We start from the raw sequence: 16,932 nt of genomic DNA, 5'->3' as shown, positions 1-16,932 counted from the left end.
CCGCAAAGCGGTTGACGTTCATGTGTCCAACTGGGTAGCGACGCAGTGGTGGTCGTCAATGCGGTCGACGTCGAGTCTGTCGATGACATCGGCCAGGGTCGGCTAGCGGTGACTCACTCGAGCGATGTTGTTCCGCGTTGCGGCCTCCGGTGGCCTGGTGTGGCCGCGTTAGTGTGCGTAGGTCGCCTTCCGTGAACAGGCCGACAGAAAAGTTGGGCAAATATGACAGCAGCAGCAGCAGAAGCGTCAGCACTCGAAGCGCGGGTCGGTCACTTCTACCAGATCGACGACACGTACCTGGTCGGCCGTGAAAAGGTGCGCGAGTTCGCCCGTGCCGTGCAGGACTATCACCCTGCGCACTGGAAACTCGACGCTGCCGCTGAGCTGGGCTATTCGGACCTGGTGGCTCCGCTGACCTTCACGTCGGCTCCGGCGATGGCCGCCAATCGGCACTTGTTCGAGTCCGTCGTCATCGGTTACGAGATGTATCTGCAGACCGAAGAAGTCTTCGAGCAGCACCGACCGATCGTGGCCGGCGACGAGCTGCACATTGATGTCGAACTGTCATCGGTGCGCAGGATCGCCGGCAGAGACTTGATCACGGTGACCAATACATTCACCGATACCGCCGGCGAGCGGGTGCACACCCTGCACACCACCGTCGTCGGCGTCACTGCCGAGGATGTCGATCCGGGGATCAGGACCGTCGCGCAGCAAGTGATGATGCACGACGTGAATCTCGCGGGCATCGACTACTCCGAAGCGGACTACCAAAAGACGGTGCGCCCGGCGGACGACGTTCGGGTCGCGCCGGGAGGCACGCGCCGCACCCCGGGGACGCCGTCCTTCGATGACGTGAAGGTCGGCGACGAATTACCGGTCCACCACGCGCGACTGTCGCGCGGCGACCTGGTGAACTACTCGGGGGTGGCCTGCGACGCCAACCCGCTTCATTGGGACGAGAACCTCGCAAAACTGGCGGGACAGCCCGACGTGATCGCCCACGGAATGCTCACCATGGCATTGGGTGCCGGATTCGGCTCCGCATGGTCAGGCGATCCCGGTGCGGTTACCCGCTACGCGGTGCGGCTGTCCCAGCCCGTGGTCGTGTCGTCCACCGAGGGTGCCGACATCGAATACAGCGGCAGGATCAAGTCACTGGACCCGGAAACCCGCACCGGAGTCGTGATCGTCGGCGCAAAGTCGGCCGGCCGCAAGATCTTTGGCCTGGCGACGTTGAACATCCGTTTCCGCTGACGTCTACTGGGATCGCAGGCGCCGGCACCACAAACCATTGTCATCGCGCCATATTGGCGAACCGCGACAGGTGCAACTGGTGGGCCACGGTGACCGTCTTGGTCGGGCCGTTGCGGTGTTTGGCGAGGATGAAATCCGCCTCTCCCCCGCGTGGATCGTCCCGTTCGAACGCGTCCGGACGGTTCAGCAGGATCACCATGTCGGCATCTTGCTCTAAAGAATTGTGTAGGTTAATCCCATTTGCAACGAAATTATGTGTGTCGCTTACAGTTCCGTCATATACGTCTTGCTCGCCGATGCTGGTAATCTCGATGATCCGATCCCAATAGACATCGCTGGTCGTGAGAGCATGGATTTCGGAGTCTTCAAGCAATGCTGCCATCCTATGGAGCAGTGACCGCCCCGGTGCATGTTGCAACCGGGACTTGCAGAAGCGCGTCTTCATAGCAACTTTGAGTTCGCCGCTAGTAAGCTCCTTGCGAGCTACAACTTCCTCTACTTTGCCCCAAACCTCAACGGGCACCGTGTCACCGCCAGGGCGGCGAATGCGCGATTGCAGCTTTTCGAGCACAAACTGGGCAGAAGTGCCGCGCGCCCCATAGACGCCGATCTTGGTCAAGAACGCTGTTTGATTCCCTGCCCTGTCAATCCATAAATGCCAGCAGTCGCGGTACCCCGCCTTGTGCATTCGCGTGATTCGGCTCTGCACTCCAAGACGCAGGAGCAGCTGTGCAACATCGTCGACCAATCGACGACTGGTGGACGCATAGTAAATCTTTGCTTGGCCCGACTTGGCGTCCCAGCGAACCGAGCCATCCGTCGCCCACAGGTGACGCAGGAACAGCACCACCTGGTCGTTGGGCGCGCGAAAGACGGCTTCCGGCACAAACTTTTCGTAACTGCGCTTGCCGAACAACCCTAGGCCGTCGAGCCACGCGGCGATCGGATTCCGCTTGCCATGGGTCAAGCGCTCCGGCGCCGGCAACCGCAGCGTCGTGACTCGCGCCGCCGGATACTCGTCCCGAACCGCGGTTACACCAAAGTGCGCGGCCGAGACCGTCACCGCGACCAGGTTCGCCTCGTCCACGGACGCATACCGTATCGGTTGTCTTTTAACGCACGACCCGTCACCGATCATGTGGGCCAGCAGCATGACTTCGCGATCATCCATCCGCTGGGTGTCGACGGGCTCCGGCACCCGCCGCGGCGCGGCGATGCGGTCGCCAACCTGCAGCTGCTCCAACGGCGTCCAACCGTCGAGCTTCATGAAGGGATGGTTGCCGGTGGCCTCCACTTCGCGGCCGGAGGCCAGCCGTAGCCGGAACACTTCCTTGCGACCGCTCGGGAACACGTTGGTCATCGGGCGCGCGACCATCCGCAGTCGCTCGTCCAGGGACCACACCAAAGGACGCTCGCCCGTGCGCATCAACTCGCCGAAGGTCACCTCGGCGCCCGTGTCGGCACGCAAAATCCGCGTCGACGCGGTAAGGCATCCCGACTCCCGAAGGTCAGACAGCATGGGCTTCTTGTCGGTGCGCTGCTCGGGACCACGGTTGAGCTGGCTGATCGCCACGACGGGAACCTCGAGCTCCTTGGCCAAAAGCTTGAGCTGGCGCGAGAATTCGGAAACTTCTAGCTGCCGCGACTCGACCTTCTTTCCCGACGACATCAGCTGCAGATAATCAACGACCACCAGACGCAGGTCGGATTTCTGCCGCAGCCGACGCGCTTTGGCGCGAATCTCCATCATCGTCAGGTTCGGCGAGTCGTCGATATACAGTGGCGCCTCGCTGATTTCGCTCATCCGGCGCGCCAGCCGCGTCCAGTCCTCGTCGCTCATGCGACCCGAACGCATATCGGCGAGTTTGATTTTCGCTTCCGCCGACAATAACCGCATCACGATCTCGGACTTGCTCATCTCCAGCGAGAAGATCACGCTCGCCATGCGGTGCTTGATCGAGCACGATCGCAAAAAATCCAGCCCCAGCGTGGAGTTGTGTGTCGGCACCATGCCCGGGCCGGCCAGGTACAACCGTGCGCCATTGTCGACCTGCACGCAGCGCACCGGAACACTGTCCACCCGGCGCACCGCCTCGACCTGCAGCACAGGAGCCAACACCGCGGCGGTAGCCCCGTGCCCGGCGAGCCCCGACGTCGACCCCGGGGCGACGATCGCGTCCCCACCGGCGCGCAGCTGCACCGACGTCCGGATGCCGCGGGTGGTCGGCCACTGATGCGCCGCGTCGGCGACGATCACTGTCCCGTCAGAGAATTCCACCTCGTAGCACGGCCGTCCCAGCATCACGTCGGTGGCGGCGACCACCCGCGTCGGCTTCCCGTCGGCGCCGAGCAGCTCGTCACCGACCGCGACATCGCCCATCGTCGTCCACCCGGTCGGCGTGGGCAGCGGCGTATCCAACGCCAGGGCCTTCCCCACTCCAGGCCTGGCCGCCACGATGATCATCTGCCCGGCATGCAGACCGTTGGTCACCTCGTCGAGTTCGGTGAAACCGGTTGGCACGCCGCGCGCCACACCGCCGTTCGACGCGATGGCGTCGATCTCGTCCATCGTCGGCTGCAGCAGGTCCTCGAGCGGAACGAAATCCTCCGTCGTGCGCCGGTCGGCCACCTCGTAGATCTCGGCCTGCGCGCGGTCGACCACCTCGGCCACGTCGGCCCCCTCGGCGCCCGCGTAGCCGTACTGCACCACCCGGGTGCCGGCCTCGACCAGGCGCCGCAGCAGCGCCTTCTCGGCCACGATGGTCGCGTAGTAGCCCGCGTTGGCCGCGGTGGGCACCGTCGAGATCAGCGTGTGCAGATACGGCGCGCCACCGATCCGGCGCAACAGGCTGCGGCGGTCCAATTCCGCGGCGACCGTGACGGCGTCGGCCGGCTCGCCACGCCCATACAAGTCCAGGATCGCGTCGTAGACGTTTTGGTGCGCGGGGCGGTAGAAGTCCCCGGGCCGCAGCCGCTCGAGCACGTCGGCGATGGCGTCCTTGCTCAGCAGCATGCCGCCCAACACGGCCTGCTCCGCCGCCATGTCCTGCGGTGGCTGACGCCCGAAGTCCTCGCTGGGCGACGATGCATCCATGCCCGACGTCAGATCATCGACGACCGCCATGGATTCCCTTCTCCCGTGATCCACTCATCCGAACATACATTCGATAGCCGACATTGAGGGTAGGTCAAGGTCCTGACACCTTCGCCCCAGAGCACCCGCACGCCCGGCGCCGGGACGACGTTAGACGTTGCTGGGTACTAGGTAAACGGGGTGCTGTTCATGAACCTGTGCATCGTGTGTGCATATACATCGACACCTGTGTTGAGCGGGGTGTGGAGAACCTGTGGATTAATGCAAAGGGCCAGGACATCACTGCAGATACCGGCCATACAACGCCATGAAAATCGTGTGGACAAGAATCTCTACGGCGTGTCGGGCCGGGTTACCGTCCCGGGCGTGTTGGCTTTCCGCCACATTTTCCCAGCGTTACGGGCCGGTTACGTGGACCGCGCGAATGCACCCCAGAAATAGTTCGCTAGGGAGCACCTCCGCGACCGCCCGGGGCAGACTGGGGCCACAAGCCCGCAGCGCAACGAAGCCCGGCGGCGGCCGATCAAGGCCACCGCCGGGAACGAGCAAATGTCGGGCGCTTAGCTCTGCGCGACTACCTCGAGCGCGACCTCGACGTCGACCTCGGGGTGCAGGTGCACCGCCACCGGGTGGGTACCGAGGGCTTTGATGTGCGACTTCGGCAGCCGGACGATCCGTTTGTCCAGGTTCGGGCCACCGGCCTTCTTGATCGCGGTGACGACGTCGCCCGCGGTCACCGAACCGAACAGCTTCCCGGAATCCGCCGCGGTCTTCACCGGCAGCGAGACCGGTCCCAGCGCCTCGATCGCCGTCTTGAGTTCGTTGGCGTGGCCAAGGTCGCGCACCGCCTTGGTCTCGCGGGCCCGGCGGATATCGTCGGCCTGCTTCTGCGCACCGCGGGAGGCCACGATCGCCAGTCCGCGCGGGAGCAGGTAGTTGCGGCCGTAGCCGTCCTTGACCTCGACAGTGTCGCCGACGGAACCAAGGTGGTCGACGTCAGCCGTCAGAATCAGCTTCATCGTTTCGTACTTTCAGTTGGCCCTCGGCGTCTATCGCGCCGAGGAGGTGAAGGGCAGCAGCGCCACTTCGCGGGCATTCTTTACCGCGATGGCGATGTCACGTTGGTGCTGCACACAGTTGCCGGTGACGCGACGCGCGCGAATCTTGCCGCGCTCACTGATGTACGTGCGCAGCAGCGCGGTGTCCTTGTAGTCGATCGCTTGATCCTTCTTGGCGCAGAAGACACACTTCCGTGCCTTGACCGGCTTTTCCGGAGCCGGGCGCCGCTTGTTGGACTTGGCCATGTCTGTCTTTCTTTCCCTTTTCTACTGCTGAAGTTCTGTTAGAACGGCGGTTCGTCGTCGCCGCCGCCGAACGAGCCCGATGCCGGCGCGCTGCCCCACGGGTCGTCGGCCGGTGCGCTGGTCGCGGGCGCCGCCTGCTGGCGGGATCCACCGCCGCCACCACCGCCGAAGCCGCCGCCACCACCGCCACTGCGCGAGGCCTTGTTGACCTTGGCCGTGGCATACCGCAGCGAGGGGCCGATCTCGTCGACCTCGACCTCGACGACGGTGCGCTTCTCACCTTCACGGGTCTCGAACGAACGCTGCTTGAGCCGGCCGGTGACGATCACACGGGAGCCGCGGGTGAGGCTTTCGGCGACGTTCTCGGCGGCTTCCCGCCAGATGTTGCATCGCAGGAACAGCGCCTCGCCGTCCTTCCACTCCCCGCTCTGGCGGTCATAGATCCGAGGCGTCGACGCCACCGTGAAATTCGCGACGGCGGCACCCGACGGAGTGAACCGCAGTTCAGGGTCTGCGGTCAGGTTTCCGACGACGGTGATAGTGGTGTCACCAGCCACAGTTTCCTCCTCGTTCCACGCTGTTGCTCGCCGCTCCGGTAGTGGATGTCATGAGCGTGTCCTCGCTGAGCCTACGCAGGTGCACCCCGCCGTGGGTCCACGGCGCGGCCACGATTGTTAGTGCTTGTCGGTGCGCATCACCTTGGTGCGCAGTACCGACTCGTTGAGGCTCAGCTGGCGGTCGAGCTCGGACACCGTCGCCGGCTCGGCTTTGAGGTCGACGACGACGTAGATGCCTTCGGCGTGCTTGGCGATCTCGTAGGCCAGCCGGCGCCGGCCCCAGATGTCGACCTTGTCGACGGAACCGCCATCCTTGCGGACGACGTTCAGGAACGTCTCCAAGGACGGAGCAACGGTGCGCTCGTCGAGCGTGGGGTCAAGAATGACCATGATTTCGTATGGACGCATGGAAACCTCACCACCTCCTCTGGTCTCAAGCGGCCACGGACGATCCGTGGCAGGAGGGTCGCCTGCGTCGGCAACCGCCCCAGGCTACCGGATACCGCGCTGACCAGAAAAATCCGGGTTGTGGGGGTCGCTATCGCCGGGCGCCCGAGTATTCCCTGGCCCTGGCCAACGTCGCCGCGTCGGCCTTGGCGAGCGCACCCGAGTCGAAGGGCGGCTGCGGGTCGTATTCGATGAGCAGCTGAGCGGCCTGTGCTGCCTGGCGATCGACCAGCAACTCCACCAGACGCAGGGCCATGTCGATGCCGCTGGACACCCCGGCGGCGGTGATGATCCGCTGCGGCAGGTGTTCGACGACGCGTTCGGCCACGTAGCGGGCGCCCAATCCGTTGAGCAGGTCGGCCGCCGCCCAATGGGTGGTGGCGGTCAGCCCGTCCAGCAGGCCGGCCGCGGCCAGCAGCAGCGCGCCGGTGCACACCGATGTCGTGAACCGGGTGTTCGGACGCACCGCCTGCAACCAATCCCGGATGACCTCGTCGTGGATCAGTTGCCGGGTGCCGATGCCGCCGGGGAACACCACCACGTCCGGCGCGGCCACCTCGTCGAAGGTGGCGTCGCAGGTGACGCCGAGCATTCCGTTCTCGGTGCGCACCTCACCGCGGCGGTGCCCGACGAACACGACGTCAACCGACGGGATGCGTTGCAGCACTTCGTAGGGGCCGACCGCGTCGAGCGCGGTAAATCGCGGAAAGAGGGGAATGGCGACCTGGGTCATGGCGTCATGTTGCCATCGCGGGTTGTTCGTCGGCGCCCTCGGACGCCGGGGCACTGGCGCGACGCGATGCGACCGGCCGCAGCCGGTCCGGCAGCCAGCCGGGCGGGGCGTCGGGTGCGCGGTCGAACGGCCCGCCCGCCGGGTCGTCCACCCGTCCGCCCCAGCGCACCAAATCCTCGTCGGGCCGGTAGATCTGGCGGATCACCAGCGCGCACAACACGATGACCGCGACATCACGCAACAGCACCGTGGTGGTGAAGAACTGCTCGGCCAATGAACGGTTCGGATTGCCGTACAGGTAATACATTCGCGGCACCCACACCAGCGCGTCGACCGTCATCCAGGCCAGCAGCACGCGGCGATGCGGCAGCGCGAGCACCGCCAGCGGCACCAGCCACAGCGAGAACTGCGGACTCCACACCTTGTTGGTCAGCAGGAAAGCCGCCACCACCAGGAACACCACCTGCGCCACCCGCGGCCGTCGGGGAGCGGTCAGGATGATGAATGCGATTGCCGCACAACACGTCACGAACAGCACCGCAACCACGGTGTTCAACACCGTCGGCGGCTGCCAGAACCCCAGCTTGGGATCGAAACCCCGCCAGCCGGTGAACGACTTCACGACGTTGTACAACGAATCCATGTCGTCGCCGCGGCGCGTGTTGAGCCGGAAGAACTCCGACCATCCGCGCGGAAAGAACACCAACACAGGCAGGTTCACCAGCAGCCAGGTCACCACGGCCGCCGCCGCGGTGCGGCCCCACGCCCGCAGCCGCCCGGTCCGGATTCCCAGCAGCAGCATGGGACCCAAGAACAGCAGCGGGTACAGCTTTGCCGCGGCCCCCAACCCGATCAGCACACCGGCCAGCACCGGCTTGCGCCGCGCCCAGGCCAGCAATCCGGCCATCGCGAAACCCGTTGCCAGCGCATCGAAATTGGTGAAGATCTGAAATATCAGCACCGGCGACGCCGCCACCAGGGCCGCATCCCAGATCCGCCGCCCGGCCAGGCCCGCCGACGCCCAGACGGTGGCCAGCCAGGCGAGGGCCAGCCCAAACGCCGAGATGTTGAAGAACATCACGACCTCGGCGACCACCGGAAGCGGCGCAAGCTTGCTCAGCGCCGTGTAGGTCTTGGCCAACGCCATCGAAACGTACTGATACATCCCCGTCAGCACGGGATATTCCATGTACCGCACCGCGGGCCGGCCGTCGTAGCGGATCTGCTGGGCGCCGGTGGAGTCGGTCTCGATCCAGCTCGACTTGTACGGAAACTTGCCCTGGCTCAACAACTCCGCGCCGTAGAGCGGCACCGTGTCGGAGTAGCACAGCTCGTAGTAGGCGCGCTGGTTGTCCCAATTGGCCACGCGTTGATCGCCGGTGCCGGTGCCGGTGCTTTGCAGGCAGGCCGCCTTGGTCGACCAGCCGAGCGCCAAAAAGACCAGTCCGATCAAGAACATCACCCGCAGCGGGGTCATCAAACGAGCGCGGCCGATCAGCGCGTGGCGGCCGACGGGGCCCCCGACGACGTCGGCGAGCGCGGCGCCCAGAAAGTCGGTGCGGCTGGGGCAGTCTCGGTTGTCGGCGCTACGCAGATCCGCGGCCAGCGGTCGCGGTGAAATGGTGGCGCCGTGTTCCGCGGCCCCGGTCACGGCGGCGGGGGCGGCGCTTGGGGCCCACCCGGCGGGGGGCCACCACCCGGCTCAGGAGAGCCCGGCGGGCCGCCCCCGGGCGGCGGTGGCGCCAGCGTGATCGTCGTGGGCGGACCGACCGGGATGGTGATGCCCGGCGCCACTTCGATGGTGGGCTGGATGACGGTTTCCGCCGGCGGCTTCGGCGGGGGCGGCGGCGCCGGCACCCCCGCGTAACCGCCGATCTCGGTCGGCTTGGGGAAGGATTCGTTGGAGGTGCCCTTGAGCGCCCCGTCCATCGTGGCCTTCCAGATATCCGATGGCAGCCCCGACCCGTAAACCGGTGCGCCCGAAGCCGTTACCAGCGGCTCGTCGCCTTTGGCCGTACCCACCCACACGGCCGTCGACAGCGACGGCGTGTAGCCGACCATCCAGGCGTCCTTGTCCGAGTTGGTGTCACCCAGCTGCGTAGTGCCGGTCTTGGCGGCCGACGGCCTGCCGCCGGCGAGGGCGTGGCCGCGCGAGTAGCTGGCGATCGGCACCATGGCCGCGGTGACGTTGTCGGCGACGGCCTTGGGGATGCGCTGCTCGCCGCTGTCCTCGGACTTGCTCGCGTCGAACAGCACCTGGCCGTCGGAATTGACCACCTTCTGCACGAAATGCGGCCGATGATAGACGCCGGACGCGGCCAGGGTGGCATACGCCGAGGCCATATCGAACACCCGGGTTTGATACTGGCCCAACACAATTCCGTTGTTCGGTGGCCCGCCCTTGCCGTCCTCCGACAACGTGTGGGCCACACCGGGGAAGCTGGTCGCGACGCCGGCTTGGTGCGCCGCGTCGGCGACGGCCTGCGGTCCGCCCTTGAGCTTGAGCATCAGCCGGTAATACGAGGTGTTCAACGACTGCTTGAGCGCCTGGGCGATGTTGCACGTCCCGCAGCTTTCACCCTCGACGTTCGTGATCTTGATGCCGTCGACAGTCAACGGCGAACTGTCCACCTGATAGCCCAGGCCGATCCCCTGCTCGAGCGCCGCAATCAGGCAGAACACCTTGAACGACGACCCGGTCTGCAATCCGGCCTGAGCGAAGTCGAAACCGTTGGCATCGCTACCGCCGTAGTAGGCGCGGATGGAGCCGTCGTGCGGATCGACCGACACCGCCGCCGTACGCATGTCGGGGTCTTGGCCGTCAAGGTATTTCGACACGGCCTTTTCGGCGGCCTGCTGGGCCTTGGGATCGATGGTGGTGGTGACCTGAAGCCCCTGGGTGTTCAGCGTCCGCTCGTCGATGTTGAACAGATCCATCAACTCTCGGGTCACCTGGCGTTCGATGAGCCCGTTGGGGCCGGTCGTCTGGTTCTGCGCGCGCGCCTGATCGGGCGGCACGGTCTGCGGGAACACCTGCGCGGCACGGTCGTTCGACGACAGCGCCTTGGTCTCCACCATGCCGTCGAGCACCCAGTTCCAGCGGGCCAGGGCGCCCTTGGGGTCGACGGCCGGATCCAGGGTGGACGGCCGCCGAATGAGCGCCGCCAGCAACGCCCCCTCCGAGACGGTGAGCTGCTCGACGGGCTTGTCGAAATAGGCCTTCGACGCCGCGGAAATACCGTAAGCACCCCGACCGAAGTAGATGATGTTCAGATAGGACTGCAGCACTTCGTCTTTGGACCACTCCCCCGACATCTTGGTAGCGATGACCAATTCCTTGGCCTTGCGCATCAGTCCGCTGACGCCGTGCTGCGCCGAGCCGACGAGGGCGTTCTTCACGTATTGCTGGGTGATTGTCGATCCACCCTGCAAATCCCCGCTGCCGAACAGGTTGTTGTTCACCGCCCGTGCGAAGCCGCTGAAGTCGAAGCCGGGGTTGGAATAGAAGTTGCGGTCTTCGGCGGCGATCACCGCCTGGCGGACGTGCACGGGCACCTGATTGAGGTTGACGTCGACCCGATTGCCTTCCGGCGGAATGATTTTGGCGATCTCGGAGCCGTCGCTGGCCAGGATGGTCGAAACCTGGTTGGTACGAAGGTCGCCCGGCTTGGGAATGTCGACGATGAAGTACGCCATCGCGAAGGTGACGATCGGCAACAGCACCAAAACGGCCGCACACAGGTAGGCCGCGCGGCGCACCCACAACCAGTTGACCTGCTGGGTCCAGGTCCAGTCGCGCCACGGCCCGGCCGCCCGCTTGCCGGGCCCATCGGGCCCCCCGGGCCGCCCGCGCCGTGGCGGCGGAGGAGGAGGTCCGCCGGGTGGGCGGCCGCCGAAGCTGGCGCGCTCGTGCCGGCCGGACGCCGGCGACCGGCGATCCAAGGCGGCCTTGACCTCGTCGAGCGCGTCACGCCGCACGGGCGCCGACGGGGGCCCGGCCAAGGCGGCTTTGACTTCGTCAATGGGGTCGGAGCGCCGGGGCGCGCGGTCATCTTTGACCGCAGGCAGGATCGTGGTCAGGCGATCGTCGGGCGGACCCTGGCGGCGCCGGTTGGACGCCGGCGGGGCATTCCGGTGTCCGGAATCCTGGGAATCGCCGCTCCGGGGCTCAGCGTCCGGACGGTCGTCCTTGCCGTGGTTGCCCAGCCGCTCAGTCCCTGGCCCACGTTGGTCACCGGACGACTGGCTGTGCCGTCCTTCGTCATTCGAGCTCATTCAGTGGCCGTGCGGGCGCCGTTGCGCGCCGTCCGCGAGCGCCCGGTGCCCCTGGGAGGAGATGCCGGGCGCACCGCACCGAGCACATAGGACTTGACGAGGTGATTCCAGCTGCACGTGCGGCACACCTCCACCACGTGGACCGCGAACTCGTCGAAGCGGGATGCGAGCATCACCAACTCCTCGGCCGTGCGCGCCGAGCCCGAGACCGGTCCCAGGTGCTCGCCGAACACCCACGACACCAGCGTCAGCTGCTCCTTGCGGCAGATCGGACACATGACCTGGCTCGTTTTCCCGTGAAACTTGGCGGCGCGCAGCAGATAAGGGTTCGCGTCACACACCTCGGACACACCTGTTCGGCCCGAGTACACCTGGGCCAGCAGTGAGCGCCGCCGAAGCGCGTAATCCACCACTTGTCGCTGCAGTCGCACGCCCACCAGAGTACGACGCCATGCCGACCAGTGATACGCAACCAAAACTGTGGCGCCCGACGGCGTCGCCGCCGTGGTGTTGACGCCGCCCACGCAGCTGCACTCGGTCGGCGGCCTCACGGGGTCGCTCGAGCAGATGCGCAAACGGTTCGGCAACACCATGGGCTACCGGCTGGTGATCTACCCGACCTACGCGGCGTTGGACCGACCGGACCCCTCCGACGACCGACGCGTCCTGGCCTACACCTACCGCGGCGGCTGGGGCGATCCGACCAGCTCGGCCAAGAGTTCCTCGGACGGTCCCGTGCCGGTCGACCTGAGCAAGTTCGACGTCAACGCGGCAGTGGGCATCATGCGCGGCGCGCCCGAGACCTTGCGCATGAAGCCGTCCGACGTGAAATCGACCTACCTGATCGTCGAGCCGGCAAAAGACCCGACCACACCCGGAGCGCTCACGCTGTCGCTGTATGTTTCCAGCGACTACGGCGGCGGCTACATCGCCTTCGGCGGTGATGGCACCGTCAAGCAGATGAGTTTGCCCACGTAGCGTCGCCCCCGGCCCGACTCAATCCCGCGCGGTGTGACGAATGGCAAACCAACACTAAGTGGTGTTGTGGCTAATATATCGAGGCGATACGATTGCGCGAGGCGTCGGATCGTCGTAACTAGCCATGCAAACCACTTTTGAGGGGGTGAGTCGATGCTGGAGCTTGCCATCCTGGGTCTCCTGATCGAGTCGCCCATGCACGGCTACGAGTTGCGCAAACGGCTGACCGGTTTACTCGGCGCGTTCCGGGCGTTTTCGTACGGTTCGCTCTACCCGGCCCTGCGCCGCATGCAGGGCGAAGGGTTGATCGCCGAGGACGCCGCGCCGGCCGGGACGCCTGTCCGACGGGCCCGGCGCGTCTACCAGTTGACCGACGAGGGCCGTCGGCGCTTCGGTGAGCTGGTGGCCGACACCGGTCCGCACAACTACACCGACGACGGCTTCGGGGTACACCTGGCGTTCTTCAACCGCACTCCGGCAGAGGCGCGGATGCGCATTCTGGAAGGCCGCCGCCGTCAGGTCGAAGAACGGCGGGAGGGTCTGCGTGACGCCGTGGCGCGGGCCAGTAGCTCGTTCGACCGCTACACCCGCCAGCTTCATCAGTTGGGGCTCGAGTCCAGCGAGCGCGAAGTCAAGTGGCTCAACGAGCTCATTGCTGCGGAGCGGGCTATGCCCGGCCTCTCCGAGCAAACATAATCCCCGCACGAACCCAGCCATCCCAGTCAGAGGTCAGAGGTTAGGAGAACGCCCATATGAGTGAGCAGAACGCGCCGCTTGCGTCGACGGAGGTACGAGTCGCCATTGTCGGCGTCGGTAACTGCGCGTCTTCGCTGGTTCAGGGCGTGCAGTACTACTACGACGCCGACGAGAACAGCACCGTGCCCGGCTTGATGCACGTGAAGTTCGGTCAGTACCACGTGCGCGACGTGAAGTTCGTCGCCGCGTTCGACGTGGACGCCAAGAAGGTCGGGTTCGACCTGTCCGAGGCCATCTTCGCGTCGGAGAACAACACCATCAAGATCGCCGACGTGCCGCCCACCAACGTCACGGTGCAGCGCGGCCCGACGCTGGACGGCATCGGCAAGTACTACGCCGACACCATCGAGGTGTCCGATGCCGAGGCGGTTGACGTGGTCAAGGCGCTGCGCGAGGCCGACGTCGACGTGCTGGTGTCCTACCTGCCGGTGGGCTCGGAGGAGGCCGACAAGTTCTACGCCCAGTGCGCCATCGACGCGGGCGTGGCGTTCGTCAACGCGCTGCCGGTGTTCATCGCCTCGGACCCGGTGTGGGCCAAGAAGTTCGCCGACGCCGGTGTGCCGATCGTGGGCGACGACATCAAGAGCCAGGTCGGCGCCACCATCACCCACCGCGTGATGGCCAAGCTGTTCGAGGACCGCGGCGTGCAATTGGACCGCACCATGCAGCTCAACGTCGGCGGCAACATGGACTTCCTCAACATGCTCGAGCGCGAGCGGCTGGAGTCCAAGAAGATCTCCAAGACGCAGGCCGTGACCTCCAACCTGCAGCGCGAGTTCAAGACCAAGGACGTGCACATCGGCCCGTCGGATCACGTCGGCTGGCTCGACGACCGCAAGTGGGCCTACGTCCGCCTCGAGGGCCGCGCCTTCGGTGACGTGCCGCTGAACCTGGAGTACAAGCTCGAGGTCTGGGACTCGCCGAACTCCGCCGGCGTCATCATCGACGCGGTGCGCGCCGCCAAGATCGCGAAGGACCGCGGCATCGGCGGCCCGGTGATCCCGGCGTCGGCCTACCTGATGAAGAGCCCGCCGCAGCAGCTGCCCGACGACATCGCGCGCACCCAGCTCGAAGAGTTCATCATCGAGGGCTGAGCCCCTCGATGCACCACCGTGTCGCGAGCGTAACGCCACGGCGATTTTCACCTCCTCGAGAATTCGCCACCGCGTTACGCTCGCGGCCGTTGGTACCAAATCATCGACACGACGCTGTGCGGGTGCTTAGCATCATCTTTCGATGACCGTTCAGTCCGCGGCGTTCCTCCGCACCACGCTCCCCCTCGACCTGTCCCGGCTCGCCGAACTGGACAGCGGCCGCTACCACTCGATCTGGCTGCCCGATCACATGGTCAGCTTCTGGCCCGACTCGATCTGGACGCCCGAGTTCACCGACCTGGCCACGGCTTCCCCGTCGCCGCACCGCCACCTGGACGGGCTCGCGGTCGCGGCCGCGGCCGCCGTGTTGACCGAGCGAGTGCCGCTTGTCAGCGCCGTGGTCGACACGGTGCGCCGCCACCCCGTCATGCTCGCGCAGACGGCGCTGACCATCGATCACCTCGCCAAGGGGCGCTTCATCCTCGGCCTGGGCAGCGGCGAGAGCGAAAACACCCTGCCCTACGGTTTCGACTTCTCCCGTCCGGTCAGCCGTTTCGAGGAAGCTTTGACGGTGATCCGGCTGCTCTGGGGAAGCGACGGCCCGGTCGATTTCGATGGGCAGTTCTATTCGCTGCACCACGCCCGCCTGGACACCGAGCCCTACGAAACCCGGCCACCGCAGATCTGGGTCGGCGCCAGCGGCCCCCGAATGCTCGACATCGCCGGCCGGCACGCCGACGGGTGGTGGCCGGCGGGCGCCTGGACTCCCGAGCACTACGCCGAGATGCTCTCCGCGGTGCGGGCATCCGCGGAACGCGCCGGCCGCGACCCGATGGCGATCACACCGTGCTTCATTCAGGTATGCCTGATCGGCAAGGACGACGCGGCCCTCACCGAGATATTGCAAGCACCCCTGGTCAAGGCATTTCTGCTACAGGTGTCCGCGAAGACGTTGCGCGACTTCGGTTTCGAGCACCCGATGGGCGACGATTGGCGCGGCTTTCAGGACATCGACCCCGCGGTGCTCACCCGGGACCGCATCGTGGAATTCCTGGGCAAGGTGCGACCCGAGATGGTGCTGTCCGTCGTGCCCCACGGGACACCGAAAGAGGTCGCCAAGATTGTCAAGACGTATGTGGACGCGGGCCTGCGCGTGCCGAAGATTCTCGACTACGGCGCCATGGCCGGTCTGACATACGCGCAGGCGTCGGCGGCGAACGTCCGCGCCGCGGAGGACGAACTCGTGCGGCTCTGCGGAGACCCGTCGTGACAACACCTTTGGACGCCGCGGAGTTGCTCGCCGCCGCCGAGGCCGAGACCGGGCTGCGCGACTACGGCGATCCGACATTGCCGGAGCGCTTCGCCGTCGCCGTCGACCATCTGAACGGCCTCGGCATGGACGCCGACGGCAGATTCGAAGCCGCGCAGGTATGTCGATGGCTGCTGACGTCGCGGCTTGAACTCATCGAGGACCGCAACCGGTACCCGATCGGCGAGGAAGTGATCGACTCGCCGATGTTCGTTACTGGCGAACCGCGCTCGGGGACAACGCTGATGCACGCCCTGATGTCCGTCGACCCGCACGCTCGCGCGTTGCGGTTCTGGGAGGTGATGTATCCGTCCCCGCCGCCGGGACTCAGCGGACCCGACGACCAGCGCCGGGCGCGGGCCGACTCCGACTGGCGCGAGATCAACGCGAAGATGCCCAAATGGCTGCGCAGCCATCCCTACAACGACATGCTGGGTGACGGCCTGCCCGAAGACGAACGCACCTGGGCGTTCGACTTTCGCGTGATGACACCCACGGCGTGGTGGCGGGTGCCCATGCAGTCGCTCGTTGGCGGCCTGGCCACCGATCCTGCCGCTCAATACCGGCTGCACAAGGCGATGCTGCAACAGCTGCAATACCGCCGGCCGCGAAAGTACTGGGTGCTGAAGGGCTTTCACGGATTCCGGCTCAAGGAACTGTTCGACACCTACCCCGACGCGCGAATGGTGTGGCTGCATCGCGACCCCGTGCAGGTCGCCGCGTCGCGCACCATGATGATGGCCGACATCGCCGAAGGCATGGTCGGCACCGTCGACCTGCATGCCCTGGCGAAGATGCACTTGGAGTTGACCCGGGCCGGGGTCGCCAACACCATGAGCAACCCCCTGGTCGACGATCCCCGCATCCTGCACCTGCGCTACGCCGACTTCATCGCCGATCACGTTGGCGCCGTCCGGCGTTACTACACGTTCTGCGGTCGCGAGCTGACGGCCGAGGCCGAGTCCGCGATGCGCGCCTACCTGGCCGAAAATCGCGGCGACCGCTACGGAAAGTTCCGCTACTCCACACAACTGCTCACCGACATCGGCGAGGACCTCGACGCGCTGCACGCCGAATTCAAGCCGTTCCGTGACCGGTTTGGTGTCGCGATCGAAAACCGGGGCTGAC

Annotated in this window: 14 protein-coding genes and 1 pseudogene; 6 read left to right on the top strand and 9 right to left on the bottom strand. The window is 66.0% G+C overall.

What is annotated here, in order from left to right; translation table 11 throughout:
• Positions 1–222: 222 nt before the first annotated feature.
• Positions 223–1,257 (top strand): fused (3R)-hydroxyacyl-ACP dehydratase subunits HadA/HadB, encoded by a 1,035-nt coding sequence (locus AC0KS4_RS25225; protein WP_225327723.1) that lies wholly within the window; start codon positions 223–225, stop codon positions 1,255–1,257.
• 40 nt (positions 1,258–1,297) lie between these two features.
• On the opposite strand, the gene AC0KS4_RS25220 is transcribed toward AC0KS4_RS25225, so the two are convergent.
• From AC0KS4_RS25220 to AC0KS4_RS25180, 9 genes are all read right to left on the bottom strand, one after another.
• Positions 1,298–4,381, bottom strand: a complete 3,084-nt coding sequence (locus AC0KS4_RS25220) for a replicative DNA helicase (protein WP_238955365.1) — start codon at positions 4,379–4,381, stop codon at positions 1,298–1,300.
• Between the two features lie 530 nt (positions 4,382–4,911).
• The gene (rplI, locus tag AC0KS4_RS25215) at positions 4,912–5,370 is read right to left on the bottom strand and encodes a 50S ribosomal protein L9 (RefSeq protein WP_225327721.1); all 459 of its coding nucleotides are present in this window, start codon (positions 5,368–5,370) and stop codon (positions 4,912–4,914) included.
• Between the two features lie 30 nt (positions 5,371–5,400).
• Positions 5,401–5,655 (bottom strand): 30S ribosomal protein S18, encoded by a 255-nt coding sequence (gene rpsR, locus AC0KS4_RS25210; protein WP_003874730.1) that lies wholly within the window; start codon positions 5,653–5,655, stop codon positions 5,401–5,403.
• Between the two features lie 38 nt (positions 5,656–5,693).
• Entirely contained in the window at positions 5,694–6,212 is a 519-nt protein-coding gene (locus AC0KS4_RS25205; RefSeq protein WP_008262692.1) for a single-stranded DNA-binding protein, read from the bottom strand.
• 117 nt (positions 6,213–6,329) lie between these two features.
• On the bottom strand, positions 6,330–6,620 hold the full coding sequence (rpsF, locus tag AC0KS4_RS25200; RefSeq protein WP_007771721.1) for a 30S ribosomal protein S6: 291 nt from the start codon (positions 6,618–6,620) through the stop codon (positions 6,330–6,332).
• Positions 6,621–6,750: 130 nt separating this feature from the next.
• The gene (locus AC0KS4_RS25195) at positions 6,751–7,392 is read right to left on the bottom strand and encodes a DJ-1/PfpI family protein (RefSeq protein ID WP_238955364.1); all 642 of its coding nucleotides are present in this window, start codon (positions 7,390–7,392) and stop codon (positions 6,751–6,753) included.
• 4 nt (positions 7,393–7,396) lie between these two features.
• Positions 7,397–9,043 carry a glycosyltransferase family 87 protein gene (locus AC0KS4_RS25190; protein WP_238955362.1) on the bottom strand — a complete coding sequence of 549 codons (1,647 nt, stop codon included), beginning with the start codon at positions 9,041–9,043 and terminating at the stop codon, positions 7,397–7,399.
• The gene (locus AC0KS4_RS25185) at positions 9,040–11,598 is read right to left on the bottom strand and encodes a transglycosylase domain-containing protein (RefSeq protein WP_425326366.1); all 2,559 of its coding nucleotides are present in this window, start codon (positions 11,596–11,598) and stop codon (positions 9,040–9,042) included. Before AC0KS4_RS25185 ends, AC0KS4_RS25190 begins: the two co-directional genes overlap by 4 nt.
• Before the next feature lie 65 nt (positions 11,599–11,663).
• Entirely contained in the window at positions 11,664–12,098 is a 435-nt protein-coding gene (locus AC0KS4_RS25180; RefSeq protein WP_225327717.1) for a DUF5318 family protein, read from the bottom strand.
• Positions 12,099–12,153: 55 nt separating this feature from the next.
• On the opposite strand from AC0KS4_RS25180, the pseudogene AC0KS4_RS25175 reads away from it, so the two are divergent.
• The 5 genes and pseudogenes from AC0KS4_RS25175 to AC0KS4_RS25155 form a co-directional block, all read left to right on the top strand.
• Positions 12,154–12,645, top strand: a pseudogene (locus tag AC0KS4_RS25175) (hypothetical protein); the annotation flags it as partial.
• Between the two features lie 153 nt (positions 12,646–12,798).
• Positions 12,799–13,341, top strand: a complete 543-nt coding sequence (locus AC0KS4_RS25170) for a PadR family transcriptional regulator (protein WP_225327716.1) — start codon at positions 12,799–12,801, stop codon at positions 13,339–13,341.
• Between the two features lie 56 nt (positions 13,342–13,397).
• Entirely contained in the window at positions 13,398–14,495 is a 1,098-nt protein-coding gene (locus AC0KS4_RS25165) for an inositol-3-phosphate synthase (RefSeq protein WP_238955358.1), read from the top strand.
• Positions 14,496–14,637: 142 nt separating this feature from the next.
• On the top strand, positions 14,638–15,765 hold the full coding sequence (locus tag AC0KS4_RS25160; RefSeq protein ID WP_238955356.1) for an LLM class flavin-dependent oxidoreductase: 1,128 nt from the start codon (positions 14,638–14,640) through the stop codon (positions 15,763–15,765).
• Positions 15,762–16,931 (top strand): sulfotransferase family protein, encoded by a 1,170-nt coding sequence (locus AC0KS4_RS25155; RefSeq protein ID WP_238955354.1) that lies wholly within the window; start codon positions 15,762–15,764, stop codon positions 16,929–16,931. The genes AC0KS4_RS25160 and AC0KS4_RS25155 overlap by 4 nt, the downstream gene beginning before the upstream one ends.
• Position 16,932 lies beyond the last annotated feature (1 nt).

It is taken from the genome of Mycobacterium sp. NTMscope_MAC_12, from assembly GCF_976985675.1.
Note: the sequence above shows the minus strand (reverse complement) of the source record. Positions and strands in the feature narration are given on the sequence as shown.